Source organism: Paenibacillus sp. JT22N1 (genome assembly GCF_059692155.1).
In genome coordinates this window covers 478,825-496,979 of sequence record NZ_JCAUAW010000002.1, presented here as the reverse complement: position 1 = coordinate 496,979, position 18,155 = coordinate 478,825, and the positions used below count along the sequence as shown (strand labels likewise).

Here is an 18,155-nt window from a genome sequence, read left to right as displayed (position 1 = left end):
TACGAAGTAAGTTTTGCTAAAGCAAAACTCTCAGGAGGATGCTCATGATCGATAAATATTCACAAAATATGATGCTTGCCGGCGGTCAATTTGAGAAAGAGCAGCAGTATTGGCTGAACAAGCTGCAGGGTGAAATCGTTCTTTCGGAATTTCCGAGGGATCCCGATCGATCAGCTGCTCTTCCCGATAAAATGTCCGCGATGAAATACGACTTTCCGTCAGAGCTCTCGCAAAAGCTGCAGCATATCACGAATAAGTCCGATTTTGCTCTTTATATGATCCTTTTGTCTGGGGTTAAATACATCCTGTATCGGTATACGGCCCAATCGGAGATCATCGTCGGTATGCCTGTTTTCAAGCAAAACAAGCAAAGTGCTGTTATGGTGAACTCGCTTCTGCTGCTGCAAACGACCTTCATGCAGGAAACCTGCACGTTCAAGCAGTGGCTGACAGCTGTTAAGGAAACCGTCACCTCGGCCAATGAGCATCAAAATTTTCCGTATGTGAAATTGGCTGAGCAGCTTGAACTGCCGGGGGGGAGCGGAGGCGAACCTTACCTGCCTACGCTAGTTTTGCTCGATAGCATTCATGACCGCAGCATCGTCGATCATGTCCTATCCAATGTTATTTTCCAGTTTTCAAAAGCTGATGAGCAGATTGAACTGGTCGTCCAATACAACACTGGTATGTATAGCGAATTTTTGATGAAGCAAATCGCGTTTCACCTGATTCATTTTTTGCGGTCGGCTTTGAACGAACCTGATCGCAGTCTGGCTGAGCTTGAGCTTATATCCATGGCCGAAAAAATGACGCTGCTGGACGAATTCAACCAAACCGGGGCGGCGTTTCCGCAGGATCAAACGATCCACGGTTTGTTCGAGGAGCAGGTGCAAAGGACGCCGGAACGTGTCGCTGCATCTTACGGTGAGGAGAGGCTGACGTACCGCCAGCTGAACGAACGCGCCAACAGCCTCGCCCGCAACCTCCGCAGCTACGGAGTAGGGCCGGATGTTAGGGTCGGCCTGCTTGTCGAGCGTTCGCTCGATATGATCGTCGGCATCCTCGCGACGCTCAAAGCCGGCGGTGCTTATGTACCGCTCGACCCTGTTTATCCGCTGGAGCGCACGCAGTTCATGCTGGAGGACAGTGGAGCTCGCGTCCTGCTGACGCAGCCGCATTTGGTCGATAAAGCGCCTTATGATGGTGTCATGCTGGACATGAGCGATGCAGTGCTGTACGCCTGGGATTCTTCAGACCTTACGCTGGTGAATGGGCCGCACGATATGGCCTACATCATCTACACGTCCGGCACGACCGGCAAGCCGAAGGGCGTTATGATCGAGCATCAGAATGTCGTCCGTTTGCTCGTCCATGACCGGCTGCAGTTCGATTTCAGCGAGCGCGACGTGTGGACGGTATTCCACTCCTTCTGTTTCGATTTCTCCGTGTGGGAAATGTATGGGGCTCTGCTGTACGGCGGCAGGTGTTTGGTTGTGCCGAAGACAACCGCGCAAAACCCGAAAGCATTCGCACAGCTGCTGCGACAGGAACAAGTGACGATACTGAATCAAACGCCGACCGCATTCTACACGCTGATCCAAGAGGAACTTCAGCAGCCGGGCAACGAGCTTGCCGTCCGCTGCGTCATCTTCGGCGGGGAAGCACTGAATCCGGTCATGCTGAAGCCATGGAAGATGAAGTATCCGGATACGCAGCTGATCAATATGTACGGGATTACAGAAACGACCGTGCACGTTACTTATAAAGAAATTACGGATCGCGAAATCGAAACGAATCTGAGCAACATAGGCCGTCCGATTCCTACGCTGACGAGCTACATCTTCGACGCGCAGCGCAGGCTGGTGCCGATTGGCGTTGTTGGCGAGCTGTACGTGGGCGGAGACGGCGTCGCCCGCGGATATTTGAACCGCGAGGAGCTGACGGCTGAGCGGTTCGTCGCGAATCCATACAAGCCGGAGGAACGGCTGTATCGGTCTGGTGATCTCGCGCGTCTGCTGCCCAGTGGCGAGATGGAATACTTCGGACGGATCGACCATCAGGTGAAGATCCGGGGGCACCGCATTGAGCTCGGCGAGATCGAAACACAGCTGCTGCGGCACGAGCGGATCAAGGAAGCGACGGTGTTGGCGCAGGATGACGAACAGGGGCAGAAGTTCCTGTGCGCCTACTTCATCTCAGAAGATGAGCTGACCGTGAGCGAGCTTAGGGCGCATATCGGCGGCGATCTGCCGGCGTACATGATCCCGTCGCATTTTGTGAAGCTGGACAAAATCCCGCTAACCGCCAACGGCAAAATCGACCGCAAAGCGCTGCCGAAGCCGGAAGGCGGGCTGGACTCAGGCACGGCTTACGTAGCGCCGAGAACAGAATTGGAAGCGGAGATCGCGCAAATATGGCAGGAGGTACTCGGCTGCGGCCAGGTCGGGATGCTGGACGATTTCTTCGCGCTTGGCGGTCATTCGTTGAAGGCGATGTCGCTCATCACAGCGCTGCACAAAGCGTACGAAGTGGAAGTACCGTTAAGCTTGATATTCGAGACGCCGAATATTGAAGCGGTGGCTCGTTATATAGAAGTTGTAGACGTAGGAAGTGGCGGATTTTTGGCGATTCACCCTGCACCTCAGCAGGATGTTTATCCCGTTTCTTCGGCACAAAAGCGTATGTATATCATCAATCAATTTGAAGGATCAGGCACAGGCTATAATATGCCAGGCATATTCACTTTGAAAGGGAAGCTGGATAGAAACCGCTTGGAAAAGGCGTTCCGCCGATTGATCGAACGCCATGAGACGCTGCGAACATCGTTCGAAACGGCAAATGGAGAGCCTTTTCAGAGAGTACACGCATCTGTTCCGTTTGAGATCAGTTATACAGAGGTTAATGGGGGAGAGCCTTCTCATGTCGAGGTCGAGGCGTTGATCCGCTCATTTATTCAGCCGTTTGATTTGCAGTTTGCCCCGCTGCTCCGCGTAGGGTTGATTCAGCTTGCCGACGATCATCACATATTCATGTGTGATATGCACCATATCATTTCGGATGGGGTGTCCATGTCGATCCTCGTCAAAGAATTTACAGAATTGTATCATGGAGCATCGCTGCCGGAGCTTTCCGTTCAGTACAAAGATTTTGCCGTATGGCAGCACGACAGTCTGCACAGCGAGAAACTGAAAAAACAGGAAGCCTACTGGCTTGACTTGTTTGAAGGGGAACTGCCGCAGTTGGAGCTGCCGACCGATTATGCGAGACCTGCAGTGCAAAGCTTTGAGGGGGATCATTTGACGCTGCAGGCGGAAAAACGAATTTTGGAAGGCATAAAGCGCATCGCTGCGGAAACAGGATCAACGCTTTACATGGTGCTGCTTGCCGCCTATAACCTCTTGCTCTCCAAATACTCCGGAAAAGAGGACATCATTGTCGGCACGCCGACAGCCGGAAGGTCTCATACAGATGTGGAAGGCATCATAGGCATGTTTGTCGGTACGCTGGCGATGAGAAATCAGCCCGAGGGCCACAAAACATTTAAGCAGTTTTTAGCGGAAGTCAGGTTGAACGCGATGATGGCGTACACCCATCAGGATTACCCGTTTGAAACTCTGCTCGAAAAGCTGAACATCGTGCGTGATATTAGCCGCAATCCGCTGTTCGACACAATGTTCATGGTGCAGAATATCGATGTGCAGGAGGCCGGGTTCGAAGAGCTGCATGTTGAGCCATATGCGGTGGAGAATTACATTTCCAAATTCGATCTGTCCATGGAAGCGAAGGAAGCGGCGAACGGTCTGACCCTTCATATCGAATACAGCACGAACCTTTTTGCAAGGGAAACCGTCGAGCGAATGGGTCGCCACTACCTCGTACTGCTCGAATCTATTGTGCAGGAACCGGAGAGGAAGCTGGCGGAGCTCGACATGCTCTCAGAGGAAGAAAGACGACAAATTCTGGCTGATTTCAACGATACGCAAACGGATTACCCGAGCGAAATGACCATTGCTGCGTTGTTTGAGTGGCAGGTCGGGCAAAATCCTGATCATCCTGCCATCGTTTGGAAGGGGCGGCAGTTGAGCTACCGTCAGCTCAATGAGCAAGCGAACCGGCTAGCCTGGACGCTGATCGCACAAGGAGTAGGGCCCGATCATGTCGTCGGCCTGATGGCGGAAAATAAACTGGAGCTCATGGTCGGACTGCTCGGTATTCTGAAGGCAGGCGGCGCCTTCTTGCTTCTTGATCTTGATGTGCCTGCAGAGCGCATGAAGTACATGCTCGAAGATAGCGGCGCTCGTATCATCCTGACGGAGCGGCACCTGCGTCAGCAGACAACACAATTTGCTTTTGTTCAAGTGATCATCCTTGACGATGAGGTTGTCCCTTATGATAGTGACTGCTCCAATCTGGAGCTGCTGGGCTCATCTCGCGACCTGGCATATGTCATTTACACGTCCGGCTCCACTGGCAAGCCGAAAGGGGTGCTCATCGAGCAGCGCAGCGTCGTAAGACTGGTGAAGGAAACGAACTACGTTCAGTGGGGTGCGGATGAGCGGATCCTACAAACAGGAGCGCTTGGCTTTGATGCGATCACGTTCGAGATCTTCGGAGCGCTGCTGAATGGAGGTACGCTTTACCTGACCGACAAGAACGTCATTCTGGATAGCGAGCAGCTTCGCGCGTTCATTGCCGAACATCGCATCACGACGATGTGGCTCACATCACCACTATTCAACCAACTTTCGCAGGAGAACGCGGAGCTGTTCACGGGTGTTCGCCAACTGCTGGTCGGCGGAGACGCGTTGTCGCCGAGCCACATTAATCATGTGCGCAGCAAGTGTCCGGGTCTTCGTCTGATTAACGGTTACGGGCCGACGGAGAATACAACGTTCTCCACGACATTCCCGATCGAACGCGATTACGAGGGAAGCATTCCGATCGGGCGGCCGATCAGCAATTCCACTGCATACATCGTAAATAAGTACAACCAGCTGCAGCCAGTCGGCGTGCCAGGTGAGCTGTATGTCGGCGGCGATGGCGTGGCGAGAGGGTATGCGAACCGGCCGGAGCTGACGGCCGAGACTTTCGTGCCGAACCCATTTATAGCGGAAGAGACGATGTACCGCACCGGCGACCTGGCGAAATGGCTTCCGGACGGAACGATTGAATATAAGGGCCGCATCGATCAGCAGGTGAAGATCCGGGGATACAGGATCGAGCTGGGCGAGATCGAGGCGGAGCTAATGAAGCATCCTGCGTTGAAAGATGCTGTAGTGATCGCACGCGAGGACGCGAACGGGCAGAAGTTCTTGTGCGCCTACATCGTAGCGGAGCAGGAGCTGGGTGCGCCGGAAGTAAAAGCGTTTCTGGCGCAGGGGCTTCCATCCTACATGGTGCCGGTGTACGTGGTTCAGATGGAGAAGCTGCCGCTGACGGTTAACGGCAAAATCGATCGTCGCGAGCTGCCTGAGCCGGAGGGCGGTTTAGGGCTAAGATCAGCGTATGCAGCACCGCGCAATGAAACGGAAGAGCGGCTCTGCGTCATTTGGCAGGACGTGCTCGGTGTGCCGCAGATTGGCATCCGCGACGATTTCTTCCTGCTCGGCGGTCACTCTCTCAAAGCGATGACGCTGCTTGCGCGGATCAAGCAGCAGCTTCAAGTGAATGTGCCGCTACGGGTGCTGTTCGAGTCGCCGACAATAGAGGCGCTAGCCCAGCATATCGCACAGGCCGATAGAGAGACGTATACGGCGCTCAAGCCGGTGGAGCCACGCGACTATTACCCGGTTTCCTCCGCCCAGAAGCGGATGTTTGTACTTGGGCAATTTGAAGGCTCCGGAACGGCTTATAATATGCCCGGTGTTATGTTCATCGAAGGTGAGCTGAGCCTCGAAAGATTCAAACAGTCGTTCATTCGCCTGATCGAACGGCACGAATCACTGCGAACCTCTTTCTCTGTCGTAGATGGCGAACCGGTCCAAACCGTATATCGTAATCTGCAATTTGAGATTGAATATATCGATTTCGCTCAAGATGGTACGGAAGTAGACCGATTGGTGGAACAGTTTGTCCGACCGTTCGATTTATCGAAGCCGCCTCTGCTTCACGTAGGTCTGATTCATCTACAGCCTGGACGACATCTATTCCTTTTCGATATGCACCATATCATTTCCGACGGCGTATCGATGGCTATCCTCGTTGATGAATTCGTCCGTTTGTATCAAGGCGAACCATTGCCGGAGCTTTCGATCCACTATAAAGATTTTGCTGTGTGGCAGAACGCGTTTTTCCAGTCGGAATTCATGCAAAAGCAGGAGACTTATTGGTTATCTCAATTTGAAGGGGAAATTCCGGTGCTTGATTTGCCGACTGATTTCTCCAGACCTTCCATCCAAAGTTTTGATGGCGATTATATGACCGTCGGTTCAGGCAAAGAGCTGGCTGACATGCTCAAAGGACTTGCCGCCGAGACAGGCACAACGCTGTACATGGTGCTGTTAGCGGCTTATCATGTGCTGATGTCCAAATACAGCGGGCAGGAAGACATCGTAATCGGAACGCCGATCGCCGGGAGACCGCGTGCGGAGCTTGAGCCGGTTATCGGCATGTTCGTCAATACATTGGCACTGCGCAACCGCTCGGAAGGCGGGCAAACGTTCAAACAGTTTTTGGCTTCGGTGAAAGATTCGACGCTCAGCGCATTCGAGCATCAAGATTATCCCTTCGAATCTCTTGTAGATAAATTAAATATGGCCCGCGATTTAAGCCGCAACCCGTTGTTTGACACCATGTTCAGCATGCAGAACATTACGGTCCGGGCGGCCCAAATGGAAGGACTCCAATTTACGCCTTATGAAACGGAGAACCGAATTGCCAAATTCGATCTTTCGATGGAAGCAACGGAAGAAGAGGATCAAATCCGTTTCAATTTGGAATTCAGCACGCGGTTATTTACCCGGCCGACAATGGAAAGATTAGCTGACCATTATTTGCAGACGCTTCATCAAATCGTCAAGAACCCAGATAGCTTGCTGGCTGAGATTGATATGCTTAGCGCTGCGGAGAGGCATGAGATCATCCATGTATTTAACGATACGAGAGAACCGTTCAACTTGGAAGTGACGATGCCGCAGCTGTTCGAGCAACAAGCGGCGCAAACGCCGGATCGCATCGCAGTCAGCTTCGAAGGAACGCACATCACTTACCGCGAGTTGAATGAGCGGGCAAACCGGTTAGCGCGTTACTTGCTGTTAACAGGTATGAAGCAGGAGGATTTGGTGGCCATCTTGCTGCATCGTTCACCAAGGATGATTGTGTGCATACTGGCGATTTGGAAGGCTGGCGGCGCTTATGTGCCTATCGATCCAGACTATCCGCAGCAAAGAATCCGCGATATGCTTGCCGATTCTGGCGCTGTGTGCCTGTTGACCGAAATACCATACGTAACACCTGAAATCGAGCAAGGCTATAGCGGAGTAATCATTCCAATCGACACGGACGATGAGGTCATCCGTCAGGTAGAGGAAGAGAACGTCATGCTTCCTGTACCCGTATCGGGCAACCTTGCTTATGTTATTTATACATCCGGTTCTACTGGAAAGCCGAAGGGCGCCATGCTGGAGCATGCTGGCATGCTGAATCATATGGATGCGATGATCAGTGCCTTCCATCTGGATGAACAAAGTGTCATTGTCCAGAATGCCCCGCACTGCTTCGATATTTCCGTCTGGCAGTTGGTTACCGCCTTGGTGATTGGTGGACGGACGGCGATGTACAGTCATGAACTCGTGTTGAATGTCCGTGAATTTATGAAGCAAGTAGCGGAAGATAAGGCAACCGTTCTGGAGGTAGTCGTTTCTTATATGACCGCGATGCTGGATTTGCCGGAAGCCGTACCGCTTCCCGACCTGCAATATGTGCTGGTGACCGGGGAGTCGATCAAACCTCCGCTCGCGCGAAAATGGTTCGAGCGCTATCCTCACGTGAAGCTGGTCAACGCATACGGGCCAACCGAAGCGTCGGATGACATTACGTTATACGAGATGGATGAAGCGCCGAAGCTGGAAACGGTGCCGATCGGCAAGCCCGTGCAAAACCTGCATGTTTACATCGTTGACCCTTATATGAAGCTTGTGCCGATCGGCGTTCAAGGAGAATTATGCGTGTCTGGCATCGGGGTTGGGCGCGGCTATTTGAATGACCCGGAGAGAACGAAGAAAGTGTTTATGGAGGACCCTTTCCGCAGCGAAACAGGTATTCGCATGTACAAAACAGGCGACTTGGCACGCTTTCTGCCGGACGGTAATTTGGCATATATCGGGCGGGTAGATCATCAAGTCAAAATTAGAGGCTACCGGATCGAGCTTGGCGAAATCGAGGCGATTTTGCTGAAACAAGCGAGTATCAAAGAAGCCGTTGTCGTCGATCGGACGGATTCCCATACACAAAAGTACTTATGCGCATACTTCGTTTCGGACGAAATCATGCCAGCTTCGGAGCTAAAGGAAAGCTTAAGCAAGGAGCTTCCAGGTTATATGGTGCCTTCTTACTTTGTCCAAATGGATCAGCTTCCCTTGACACCGAACGGTAAAATTAACCGCAAAGCACTTCCGGAGCCGGATGGTGGGCAAGAGCACGACTATATGGCACCGTCCAATGAGACGGAGCGTACGCTTTGCGGCATCTGGCAACCTATACTCGGAATCGGCCGGATCGGCATTCATGATAACTTTTTTGAATTGGGCGGCCATTCTTTGAAAGCGATGATGCTCCTCGCCCAGATTCACCGTGAAACGGGTGTGGAAGTGCCGCTCCGTACGCTGTTCGAGATGCCGACGGTGCAGCAGATTGCTCAGTTTATTGACCAATCCGCATCGCACGATTACCACTCGATTCAGCCTGTTGAAAAGCAGCAATATTACCCGTTGTCATCCGCACAGAAACGGATGTTCATTTTGCAGCAATTCGAGACCGACAGCGTCGGTTATAACATGCCGGATGTGATGCTGATCGAAGGCGAGTTGGATTTTGGGAGATTTGAGCAGGCTTACCAAGCACTCGTTAGTCGGCACGAAGCGCTCCGCACCTCATTCCATACGGTGGACGGGGAGCCGAGACAGATGGTGCATACGGATGCTGAACTTCATACTCAAATCGAGGTCTTCCAGGCTGATTCAGACGAAGCTGCCGTTCAACTCGTACAGTCTATCATCCGTCCGTTCAAGCTGAGTGAAGCGCCAATGATTCGAGCAGCTGTGATTCGAAGAGCGGACGATAAGCATGTCTTTGTCTTAGATATGCATCATATCGTTTCAGACGGTGTCTCGAGCGGCATCATCGTGAATGATTTTGCAGCCTTGTACGCCGGTGCTGAGCAGCCGAAGTTGACTATCCAGTACAAGGATTTTGCGGTATGGCAAAATGAGCAATTCCAAAGCGGTGTCATGCGGAGGCATGAGCAATACTGGTTAAGCAAGTTTGCCGGCGAAGTGCCGCTGCTAAATCTCGCGACTGATTATCCTAGACCGCAAGTGAAAAGCTTCGCAGGGGATTATATCGCCTTCGGCTCCGGTCTTAAAAGGATGGAACTGCTGAACCGGTTGGCTGTTTCGCAGGGAACAACGCTGTATATGGTGCTGCTCGCCGCATTTAACGTGCTGCTTGCCAAATATTCCGGTCAGGATGATCTTGTGGTGGGAACGCCAATTGCCGGCAGACCGCATGCGGACGTGGAAAACGTCGTCGGGATGTTCGTCAATACGTTGGCACTGCGGAGCCGGCCAGAAGCCGGATTGACGTTCCGGAACTTCCTCCAGCAAGTCAAAGAAACTGCGCTGCAGGCTTACGAGCATCAGGATTACCCGTTCGAGCTGCTGGTAGAAAATTTGGGCGTACAAAGGGATTTAAGCCGTAATCCGCTGTTCGATACGATCTTTATTTTCCAAAATACAGATGAAGCGGTGATCGAACTTAACGAACTGCAGTTTAAACCGTTCCCTCTGGAGCATAAAGTCGCCAAATTCGATCTCGCGTTAACAGCGGTTGAGACTGAAGGTGAGATCGGATTTAATCTAGCGTACAGCACAAAATTATTTAACAAAGCAACGGTAGAGCGAATGGGCCGCCATTTGTTAAAACTGATCGATAACTTATTAGATCGTCCCGATACGTCGTTAGCTGAGATTGAAATAGTGACGGAAGATGAGCTTTCGCAAATGGCTCTCTTCAACGCAACGCAGACTGACGTGCTAAACGATAATACGCTGCACGGGCTGTTTGAGGAGCAGGTGGCGCGAACTCCGAAGCAAACGGCAGTCGTCTGTGCGGGCCGGCAGCTGACCTATGCGGAGTTGAATACGAAGGCCAACCAATTGGCAAGAACGCTGCGGGATAAGGGAGTTCGCCCAGATATGCGGGTAGTCGTTATGGCCGACCGTTCGCTCGAACTGATCGTTGGTATCATGGCGATTCTGAAAGCTGGCGGGGCTTATGTGCCGATTGATCCGCAGTATCCGCAAGAGCGGATTCGCTTCATGCTGAAGGATAGTGGCGCTGCAATCGTGCTGACACAGGAGCGGCTGCTCACGGTCATGAGCGGGGAAGTAAAGGCCGCTTTCGCCGGGGAGTGGCTGGGTCTGAACGACGATCAGCATTACGCTGCTGACGGCTCCAATCTGCAGCAGGTCAATGCGTTGACGGATTTGGCCTACATCATTTATACATCAGGTACGACGGGTAAACCGAAAGGTGTCATGATCGAGCACCGCAGCATCGCCGGTAATCTCTCGTGGAGAAAGTCGGAATATGCACTGAGCACAAACGATAAGGTACTGCAGCTGTTCTCGTTTGCTTTTGACGGCTTCGTGACCAGCTTCTTCACACCGATTCTGGCGGGAGCAACGGTTGTCTTACCGCAAGAAGTAGATGCGAAAGACCCTTTTGCTATCAAAAAGCAAATCGCGGAGCATCGCATCACGCATTTCATCTGCGTGCCAAGCTTGTATGCAGCTCTGCTCGAGTGTATGAATACCGAAGAAGCTGAATCGCTGCGCATCATTACAGTTGCCGGCGAGAAGGTAAACAAACATGTGATTGAGCGGAGCAAACAGCTTTTCCCGCACATTGAGCTTGTGAATGAATACGGTCCTACGGAAAGCAGCGTGGTTGCCACATTCCTGCGTGATCTGGTGCCGGATAAGGACATTACAATCGGCCGTCCAATCATAAATACACAAGTATACATTGTGAATGAAACCGGCCATCATCTACAGCCGATCGGTATCATTGGCGAGCTATGTATCGCAGGAGACGGTTTGGCCCGAGGGTATCTGAATCGTGATGACCTGACTGCCGAAAAATTTGTCGCGAATCCATTCACATCCAAAGTAGGCACAAATGAACGATTGTACAAAACAGGAGATCTTGCCCGCCTCTTACCAGACGGTACGATTGACTTTATCGGACGCCTCGACGAGCAGGTGAAAATTAGGGGCTACCGGATCGAACTGGAAGAAATTGAATCTAATCTCCTCAGACATGAACATGTGCAAGAAGCTGTCGTCGTGACTGATGAAATGAACGGTGAAAAGGCGCTTTGCGCCTACATTGTTGCGGATGGAAGTACGGACATGGCAGAGCTGAGAGCGTATCTTTCCTCCGAGCTGCCGGCTTACATGGTCCCGAGTTATTTCATCCGCATGGAAGCCATGCCGCTGACTCCGAACGGTAAGCTGGATAAAAAATCACTGCCGAAACCGGATGAAAGCACATTGGCACGCGCAGCATATGTCACACCTCGTAACGCTACTGAGGAGCGGCTCGCAGCTATTTGGCAGGAGATCCTTGGCCTGAAGCAAGTTGGCGTTCACGACAACTTTTTCGAAATTGGCGGTCATTCGCTGAAAGCTATACAGCTTGTGACGCGAATTTACGAATCGATGCGGGAGGAATTACCGCTGCAGTACTTATTCCAGCATCCGACTGTTGAACAAATGGCTCAATACATGGATTCCAAAGAGCTGTGGATCGATTTTAACAAACCTATTACCTTATTGAACCGGAAAACGGATCGTCATGTATTCTGTTTCCCACCGGTCGGCGGCATCGGTTTTGTATTTAAAGAACTCGCGGAGCATATCGGTTCGCATGCCCTCTACGGTCTTGATTTTATTGAGAGCGAGGATCGCCTGGAACGTTACATCGAGCTTGTGACAAGTGTTCAGGCAGAAGGACCGTATGTCTTTGTGGGGTATTCCGCCGGCGGCAACCTCATGTTCGAGCTGACGAAGGCGATGGAGGCAAAAGGGTACGTTGTCTCGGATCTGATCATGCTGGATGCTTCAAGGAAAAGCAAAGTTATACGTCAATCCGAAAAGGTAGTGGCAAAAGAGGTCGACGCTTTGCTCCGGGAAGCCGAGTCTAACGCAAAATACGAACCATATGTAAATAACGAACTTATCAAAAACAGCGTGATTCAAAAAATGAAAAGCTACATGATCTACCTGAATGGTTTGCAAAATAGCGGCTCCGTTCGTGCAAACGTCCATTTTGTACAGAATGAAATCAAACCAAGCAGTAAGTTAAGCGGCAGCACATTGTGGAATCAATCTACCACTGCGAAGTACCGCAGCTATGAGGGAGCAGGCCCTCATGAAGACATGTTGGATGCGCCATATGCCGCCAAAAATGCGGAGATTGTCAAGGAAATCTTGTCCTTATAACCCGCGATGAAGAGGAGCGATACTTTGGCCAGTCGAAAAAGCAAGTCGCAGCCACCAAGACCGAAGCCGATTTTCTTTCGGTTAATGGCCTACATCAAGCCTTACAGCTTTTGGGTTCTTCTGACGATTGTGACCTCGCTCACGGCTGCAGGCGTCGATATCGGGATGGGGAAGCTAATTGAGCAAATGGTCGACAGCTCTTCGGATAAACTGCTGTTCTCTGCAGGTTTCATTGGCATTATGGCACTGATCGGTGTGATCTCGAAGTATTTGATCAAATATGCTTCGACTCGGTTTAGTGCCTACGCGCTGCGCGATTTGCGCAATGCGGTTGCGAATCATCTGGAGAACCTGCCGGTTTCCACCGTAGAGAAGCAGCAATCGGGTGATCTCGTATCCCGTCTGACGAACGATACGACCGTGCTGCAAAACTTTTTTATCCACCATTTTGCCAATCTATTTTACATGCCGGTTGTCTTTGTTAGTGCGCTTACGATTCTTTTGCTTACGAGTTGGAAGCTGATCCTGTTCAGTCTCATCCTGCTGCCTGTTGGCATTGCCGTTACCGCCATATTGAGCAGGCCGATCAGTAAATATTCCGAACAGCTGCAGGAGCAATTGGGCTCTGCCAATGCGGTCACCCAAGATATGATCGGTGGAATCTCGATGGTTAAAGCTTTTAACAGGCAGGATACGCTTTTCGAAAAGTATAGCAAAGTGATGCAGCAGGTTTTGTTCAAAAGCCTGCTGCTCGAAAAGCGTCGCGCACTCATGTCGCCAATCAGTATTCTACTGCTTTCAACACCGCTCATTTTTATGGTCGCCATCGGCGGATACTTGATTGAAAAAGGCGAGCTGACATCCGGCAACATCATCATTTTCTTGTATATGTTTTCATTTGTTCTTCAGCCCATATCCATGATCCCGGTGCTGTCTGCTCAGGTACAGGAAGTGACCGGGGCAGCCAGGCGGTTGTTTGATGTTCTTGATATGTCGGTGGAGCAGGAGATCCACTCATTCCATGATGTGGATCTAAATGCGGCACCGATTGAATTTGAGAACGTCACGTTCTCCTATGACGGACAAACGAATGTGCTGAATGGTTTAAGCTTTTGGCTGCAAAATCAGCAGACGATCGCTCTTGTAGGCTCCAGTGGCTGCGGGAAAAGCACGCTGTTCAAGCTGCTTTGCGGCTTTTACGAACTGACGCCTGGCAAAGGTACGATCAAGGTGCTCGGTCGTCCGCTGAATGAGTGGAATCTGAAGCAGCTTCGAAGCCAAATCTCACTCGTCTCTCAGGACACGCACCTGTTTCCGGGTACGATTGCCGAGAACATCGGTTTTGGGAACCTCCAAGCCACCCGTGACGATATCGAACGAGTAGCCAAAGAAGCGAATGCGCACGATTTTATTATGCAGCAGCCGGAAGGGTATGAAACGGTCATCGGGGAACGGGGTTCCTTGTCCGGAGGTCAGAAACAGCGGATCGCAATTGCACGCGCTCTATTAAAGGATGCACCGATTCTGCTGCTGGATGAGCCGACATCCGCACTCGATTCGCACTCCGAAGCCATCGTTCAGGAAGCGATCGAAAGGGTGATGAAAAACCGTGCTGTTCTCGTCATCACGCATCGTCTGACAACGATAGATAAAGCGGATTGTGTAATTTTTATGAGCGACGGACAAATTGTGGAATGCAACACACATGAGAAATTAATTCGCAGCAATGGTGCTTACAAGAAGCTGTATTTCAAACAATTTGGTCTGCAAGACGGCACCGCCAGCGCGGATAGAGAGGGGGCTTAAGTCATGTTCCTCAGGCAGTCCTACAAGGAATTTAAACGACTGATGTCTTTTATGCAGCTGCGCCGTAAAAGGTATTTCTTCGGATTAATCGGAGATAGCTTAAGCAATGCCAGCATTGCTATCCTGATGTCTTTTGTTATTCAATATTTACTTGAATTTTCCGTTCATCGCGATCAGGCTGATCTCATGAAGGCGGTTTGGATCGTTGGCGGCACGTTCGTCATGCTTAGTGCACTGTCGCCGTTTTTTAGCTATATGTATCATCGCAGTGTGAAACAAACGATGGTGGACATCCGGCTGCTCGTTTTCGAACGGCTGGGACGGCTTCCGCAGAGCTATTATGAATCCCATCATTCAGGAGATATCGTTTCGCGAACGACGAATGATATGCACTTGATGGAACAAACGTTTACTGAGCATTTGAAATCGATCATTGTAGAATGCTTGACATTGGTCGGCTCCCTGGCCGTTATGTTTATACTCGATTGGCGGCTTGCCTTGGTTTTGTTAGTGCTCGGTCTGCTGTCCGTCTTGATTAACACGCGCTTCGCAAGGCCTTTACGAAAAATAAGCGACCGATTTCAAGCGCAAACCGGCGGTTTGACCGAACGTTTGTCAGATCTGCTTGCCGGCCTACAAGTGATTAAGATGTTCTCTCTTCATCGTACGGTAACGAAGCGTTTCCATGATATGAATGGGGAGGTCACAGCCTCAGCGATGAAGCAGGGGCATCAAACGGGTTTGCTTGAAGCAGTGAATTTCCTGATTAACTTCATGAGCTTAGGCGGAATGCTCGTTGTTGGGATTATCATGTATTCGCAAAACATGATTGAGCTCGGCGTTCTAGGGCAAATCATACAGCTGCAAACGGGTGTTTCGATGGTATTTCTGCAGCTGGGCAGCATCGTTTCTCTGATACAGCATTCATTTGCCGGGGCCGCACGCGTATTCGAGCTGCTTGATGAAAGGGCGGAACCGGACCGGTATTCGTCCGTACCTCCGCAGGGCAGCGAGCAAGAGGCGATTCCAAGTGCAGAATTGGAAATGAGTGACGTGATCTTCGATTACGGTACTGCTGCTGGCATTTTATCCGGGAGTACACTTTCGGTGCAGAAAGGTCAGGTAGCCGCCCTCGTTGGCGCCAGTGGCAGCGGTAAAAGCACAGTCATGAAGCTGTTTCTCGGCTTCTATCCGCCTAAGGGCGGGACGATCCGCATGCTTGGCAAGCCGCTGGGTCATTATAAGCTTTCCGAAATCCGGGATCTAACTGCGTATGTTCCACAGGATCCTTATTTGTTTCACGGTACGATTGGCGATAACATCCGATTCGGCAAACCCGATGCCACGGATCAAGAGTTGAAGGATGCGGCAACAGCGGCTTATGCGCATGAATTTATTATGGAGCTGACAGACGGTTACGATACGATGGTTGGCGAGCGGGGAACTTCGTTATCCGGAGGACAGCGTCAGCGAATTGCCATTGCCCGGGCCTTGCTTAAAAACGCCCCGATTCTCCTGCTCGATGAGGCTACCTCAGCGCTAGATGCTGAATCCGAGTTTTGGGTACAAAGTGCTTTACATACATTGATGAAAAACAGGACGACCCTGATGATCGCTCATCGGCTATCTACTGTCGAACAGGCGGACGTCATTTATGTGATGGAACAAGGTGTCGTAATGGAAAAGGGAAGCCACGAGCAGCTCTTGTCCAGAGAAGGAATATATGCAAAGCTGTACCGGCAGCAATCGCACAAAGAGCACGAGACGGAACCGGTGACCGCTTAAGAGAAGGACGCTTTCATGAAATCAATCGAAAGATAAGAGGAGTGGAGTTCATGTCTATTTTTGAAAAAATGGAGTCGAATGTACGTTCTTACTGCAGGTCTTTTCCCGATGTGTTCACGAAAGCAAAAGGTTCTATGCTGTATGCGGAGTCCGGTAGAACGTTTATCGACTTTTTTGCGGGAGCAGGCGCTTTGAATTACGGTCACAATAATGATTACATCAAAAGTAAGCTGGTCGAATATTTGGAATCGGACGGCATCTCCCATGGACTCGATATGTTTACTTCGGCGAAAGAGACGTTTCTGCATACATTTTCAGAGCTCATTTTGAAGCCGAGAGAGCTTGATTATAAAGTTCAATTTTGCGGCCCGACCGGAACGAATGCTGTGGAAGCGGCGTTAAAGTTGGCTCGCAAAGTCAAAGGACGCTCGGGTATTTTCTCCTTTATGGGGGCTTTTCACGGTATGTCGCTTGGCAGCTTATCCGTAACCAGCAACCTGTACCACAGATTGGCGGCGGGTACGGATTTACACAATGTTTCCTTTATGCCTTTTCCATGCGGTTACATGAGTACATTTGACACAATCAAATATATAGATGAGGTGCTGACGGATGACCATTCCGGTATCGACAAGCCGGCCGCCATCATCTTTGAAACCGTGCAAGCGGAGGGAGGCCTGAATGAAGCGCCAATCGAGTGGATGCAGCGTCTTCGCGATCTGTGTACCCGTCATGACATTTTGCTCATTTGCGATGAAATTCAGGTTGGCTGCGGCCGAACAGGTCCATTTTTCTCCTTTGAACGTGCGGGAATCGTTCCAGATCTTGTTGTGTTGTCCAAATCAATCAGTGGCTATGGTCTCCCGATGGCCATTACCTTGTTAAAGCCGGAATTGGATGTCTGGAATCCTGGGGAGCATACGGGGACTTTCCGAGGCAACCAACTTGCGTTTGTCGGAGCAACTGCAGCACTGGAGTACAGGGAGTTATATAACTTAGAAGCTGAGATTCACCAGAAAGCTCATTTTGTCAGTCGGTTTTTGCAGGAGGAAATCGCTCCGTTAAGCGAGGATATCCAGATCCGGGGAATGGGTTTGCTCTGGGGCGTTGATGTGTCCGCAAGCAAATATGAGAACATTTCCAAAGAAATTGCCAGCCGCTGTTATGAGTTGGGACTCATTTTGGAAAGGGTGGGCCGTCAAGACGCTGTCATCAAGCTGATGCCCCCGTTAACTATATCGATGGAGGAGCTTGAACAGGGCTGCAGCATTTTGAGACAGGCGGTTCAAGAATGCTTTGAGAGATCAGAATTAAGGCAGCACGCTTTAATCTGATAGCCAAATTGCAGGAAAGCGACGATATGGAGATTGATATGAGAAATAAGAAAAAAGGAATAATAATAGGTTATCTGGGCCTAGGTATTCTTACTTTTAATCTTGTAGCCATGCTAATCATTAAATGGAAGATTGTTTTACCAAATGAGTACTTAATGAATGCATTAGCCGTATTGTTAATAGCTTTATTCTTATGGCCGTTTGTTTCAATCTCTGCTTTACTTTATGCATCTAATCATTTAAACAAATTGAAAGTACGATTATTGAATAATGAAGGTAATGATACATGTAAGCAAGATCATTTGAGTATTAGAAATAACCATAAGAAAAGCATTTCTATTAATACAACTTTTTTAGTGACGGATTGTCTTTTTGTTATTTGGTTTGTCATATTCATATGGCATGCATTTTTGAGCTTTTAGGAAGAACCCCAGGATAACTTCCTGGGGTTCTTCAAATTCATTGGAAGAAACTATTCCGTATAAATAATCTTAGCTATGTTATCCGC

General features: G+C 50.4%; 5 protein-coding genes. All 5 read left to right on the top strand.

Annotation, left to right across the window (positions count from 1 at the left end; translation table 11 throughout):
- Positions 1 to 44: 44 nt before the first annotated feature.
- Genes AC58UU_RS05780 through AC58UU_RS05760 form a run of 5 tightly spaced genes read left to right on the top strand, consistent with a single transcriptional unit; the run spans position 45 to position 18,069 of the window.
- Positions 45 to 12,722: an amino acid adenylation domain-containing protein gene (locus tag AC58UU_RS05780; protein ID WP_497313810.1), complete on the top strand. Its 12,678-nt coding sequence runs from the start codon at positions 45 to 47 to the stop codon at positions 12,720 to 12,722.
- A gap of 24 nt (positions 12,723 to 12,746) precedes the next feature.
- Positions 12,747 to 14,528 (top strand): ABC transporter ATP-binding protein, encoded by a 1,782-nt coding sequence (locus AC58UU_RS05775; RefSeq protein ID WP_497313808.1) that lies wholly within the window; start codon positions 12,747 to 12,749, stop codon positions 14,526 to 14,528.
- A gap of 3 nt (positions 14,529 to 14,531) precedes the next feature.
- The gene (locus tag AC58UU_RS05770) at positions 14,532 to 16,313 is read left to right on the top strand and encodes an ABC transporter ATP-binding protein (protein WP_497313807.1); all 1,782 of its coding nucleotides are present in this window, start codon (positions 14,532 to 14,534) and stop codon (positions 16,311 to 16,313) included.
- A gap of 50 nt (positions 16,314 to 16,363) precedes the next feature.
- Positions 16,364 to 17,647, top strand: coding sequence for a diaminobutyrate--2-oxoglutarate transaminase (gene ectB, locus AC58UU_RS05765; protein ID WP_497313805.1), 1,284 nt, complete (start codon positions 16,364 to 16,366; stop codon positions 17,645 to 17,647).
- Between the two features lie 26 nt (positions 17,648 to 17,673).
- Complete coding sequence (locus AC58UU_RS05760; protein ID WP_497313803.1) at positions 17,674 to 18,069, top strand: hypothetical protein; 396 nt, start codon at positions 17,674 to 17,676, stop codon at positions 18,067 to 18,069.
- The last annotated feature ends 86 nt before the right edge of the window (positions 18,070 to 18,155 follow it).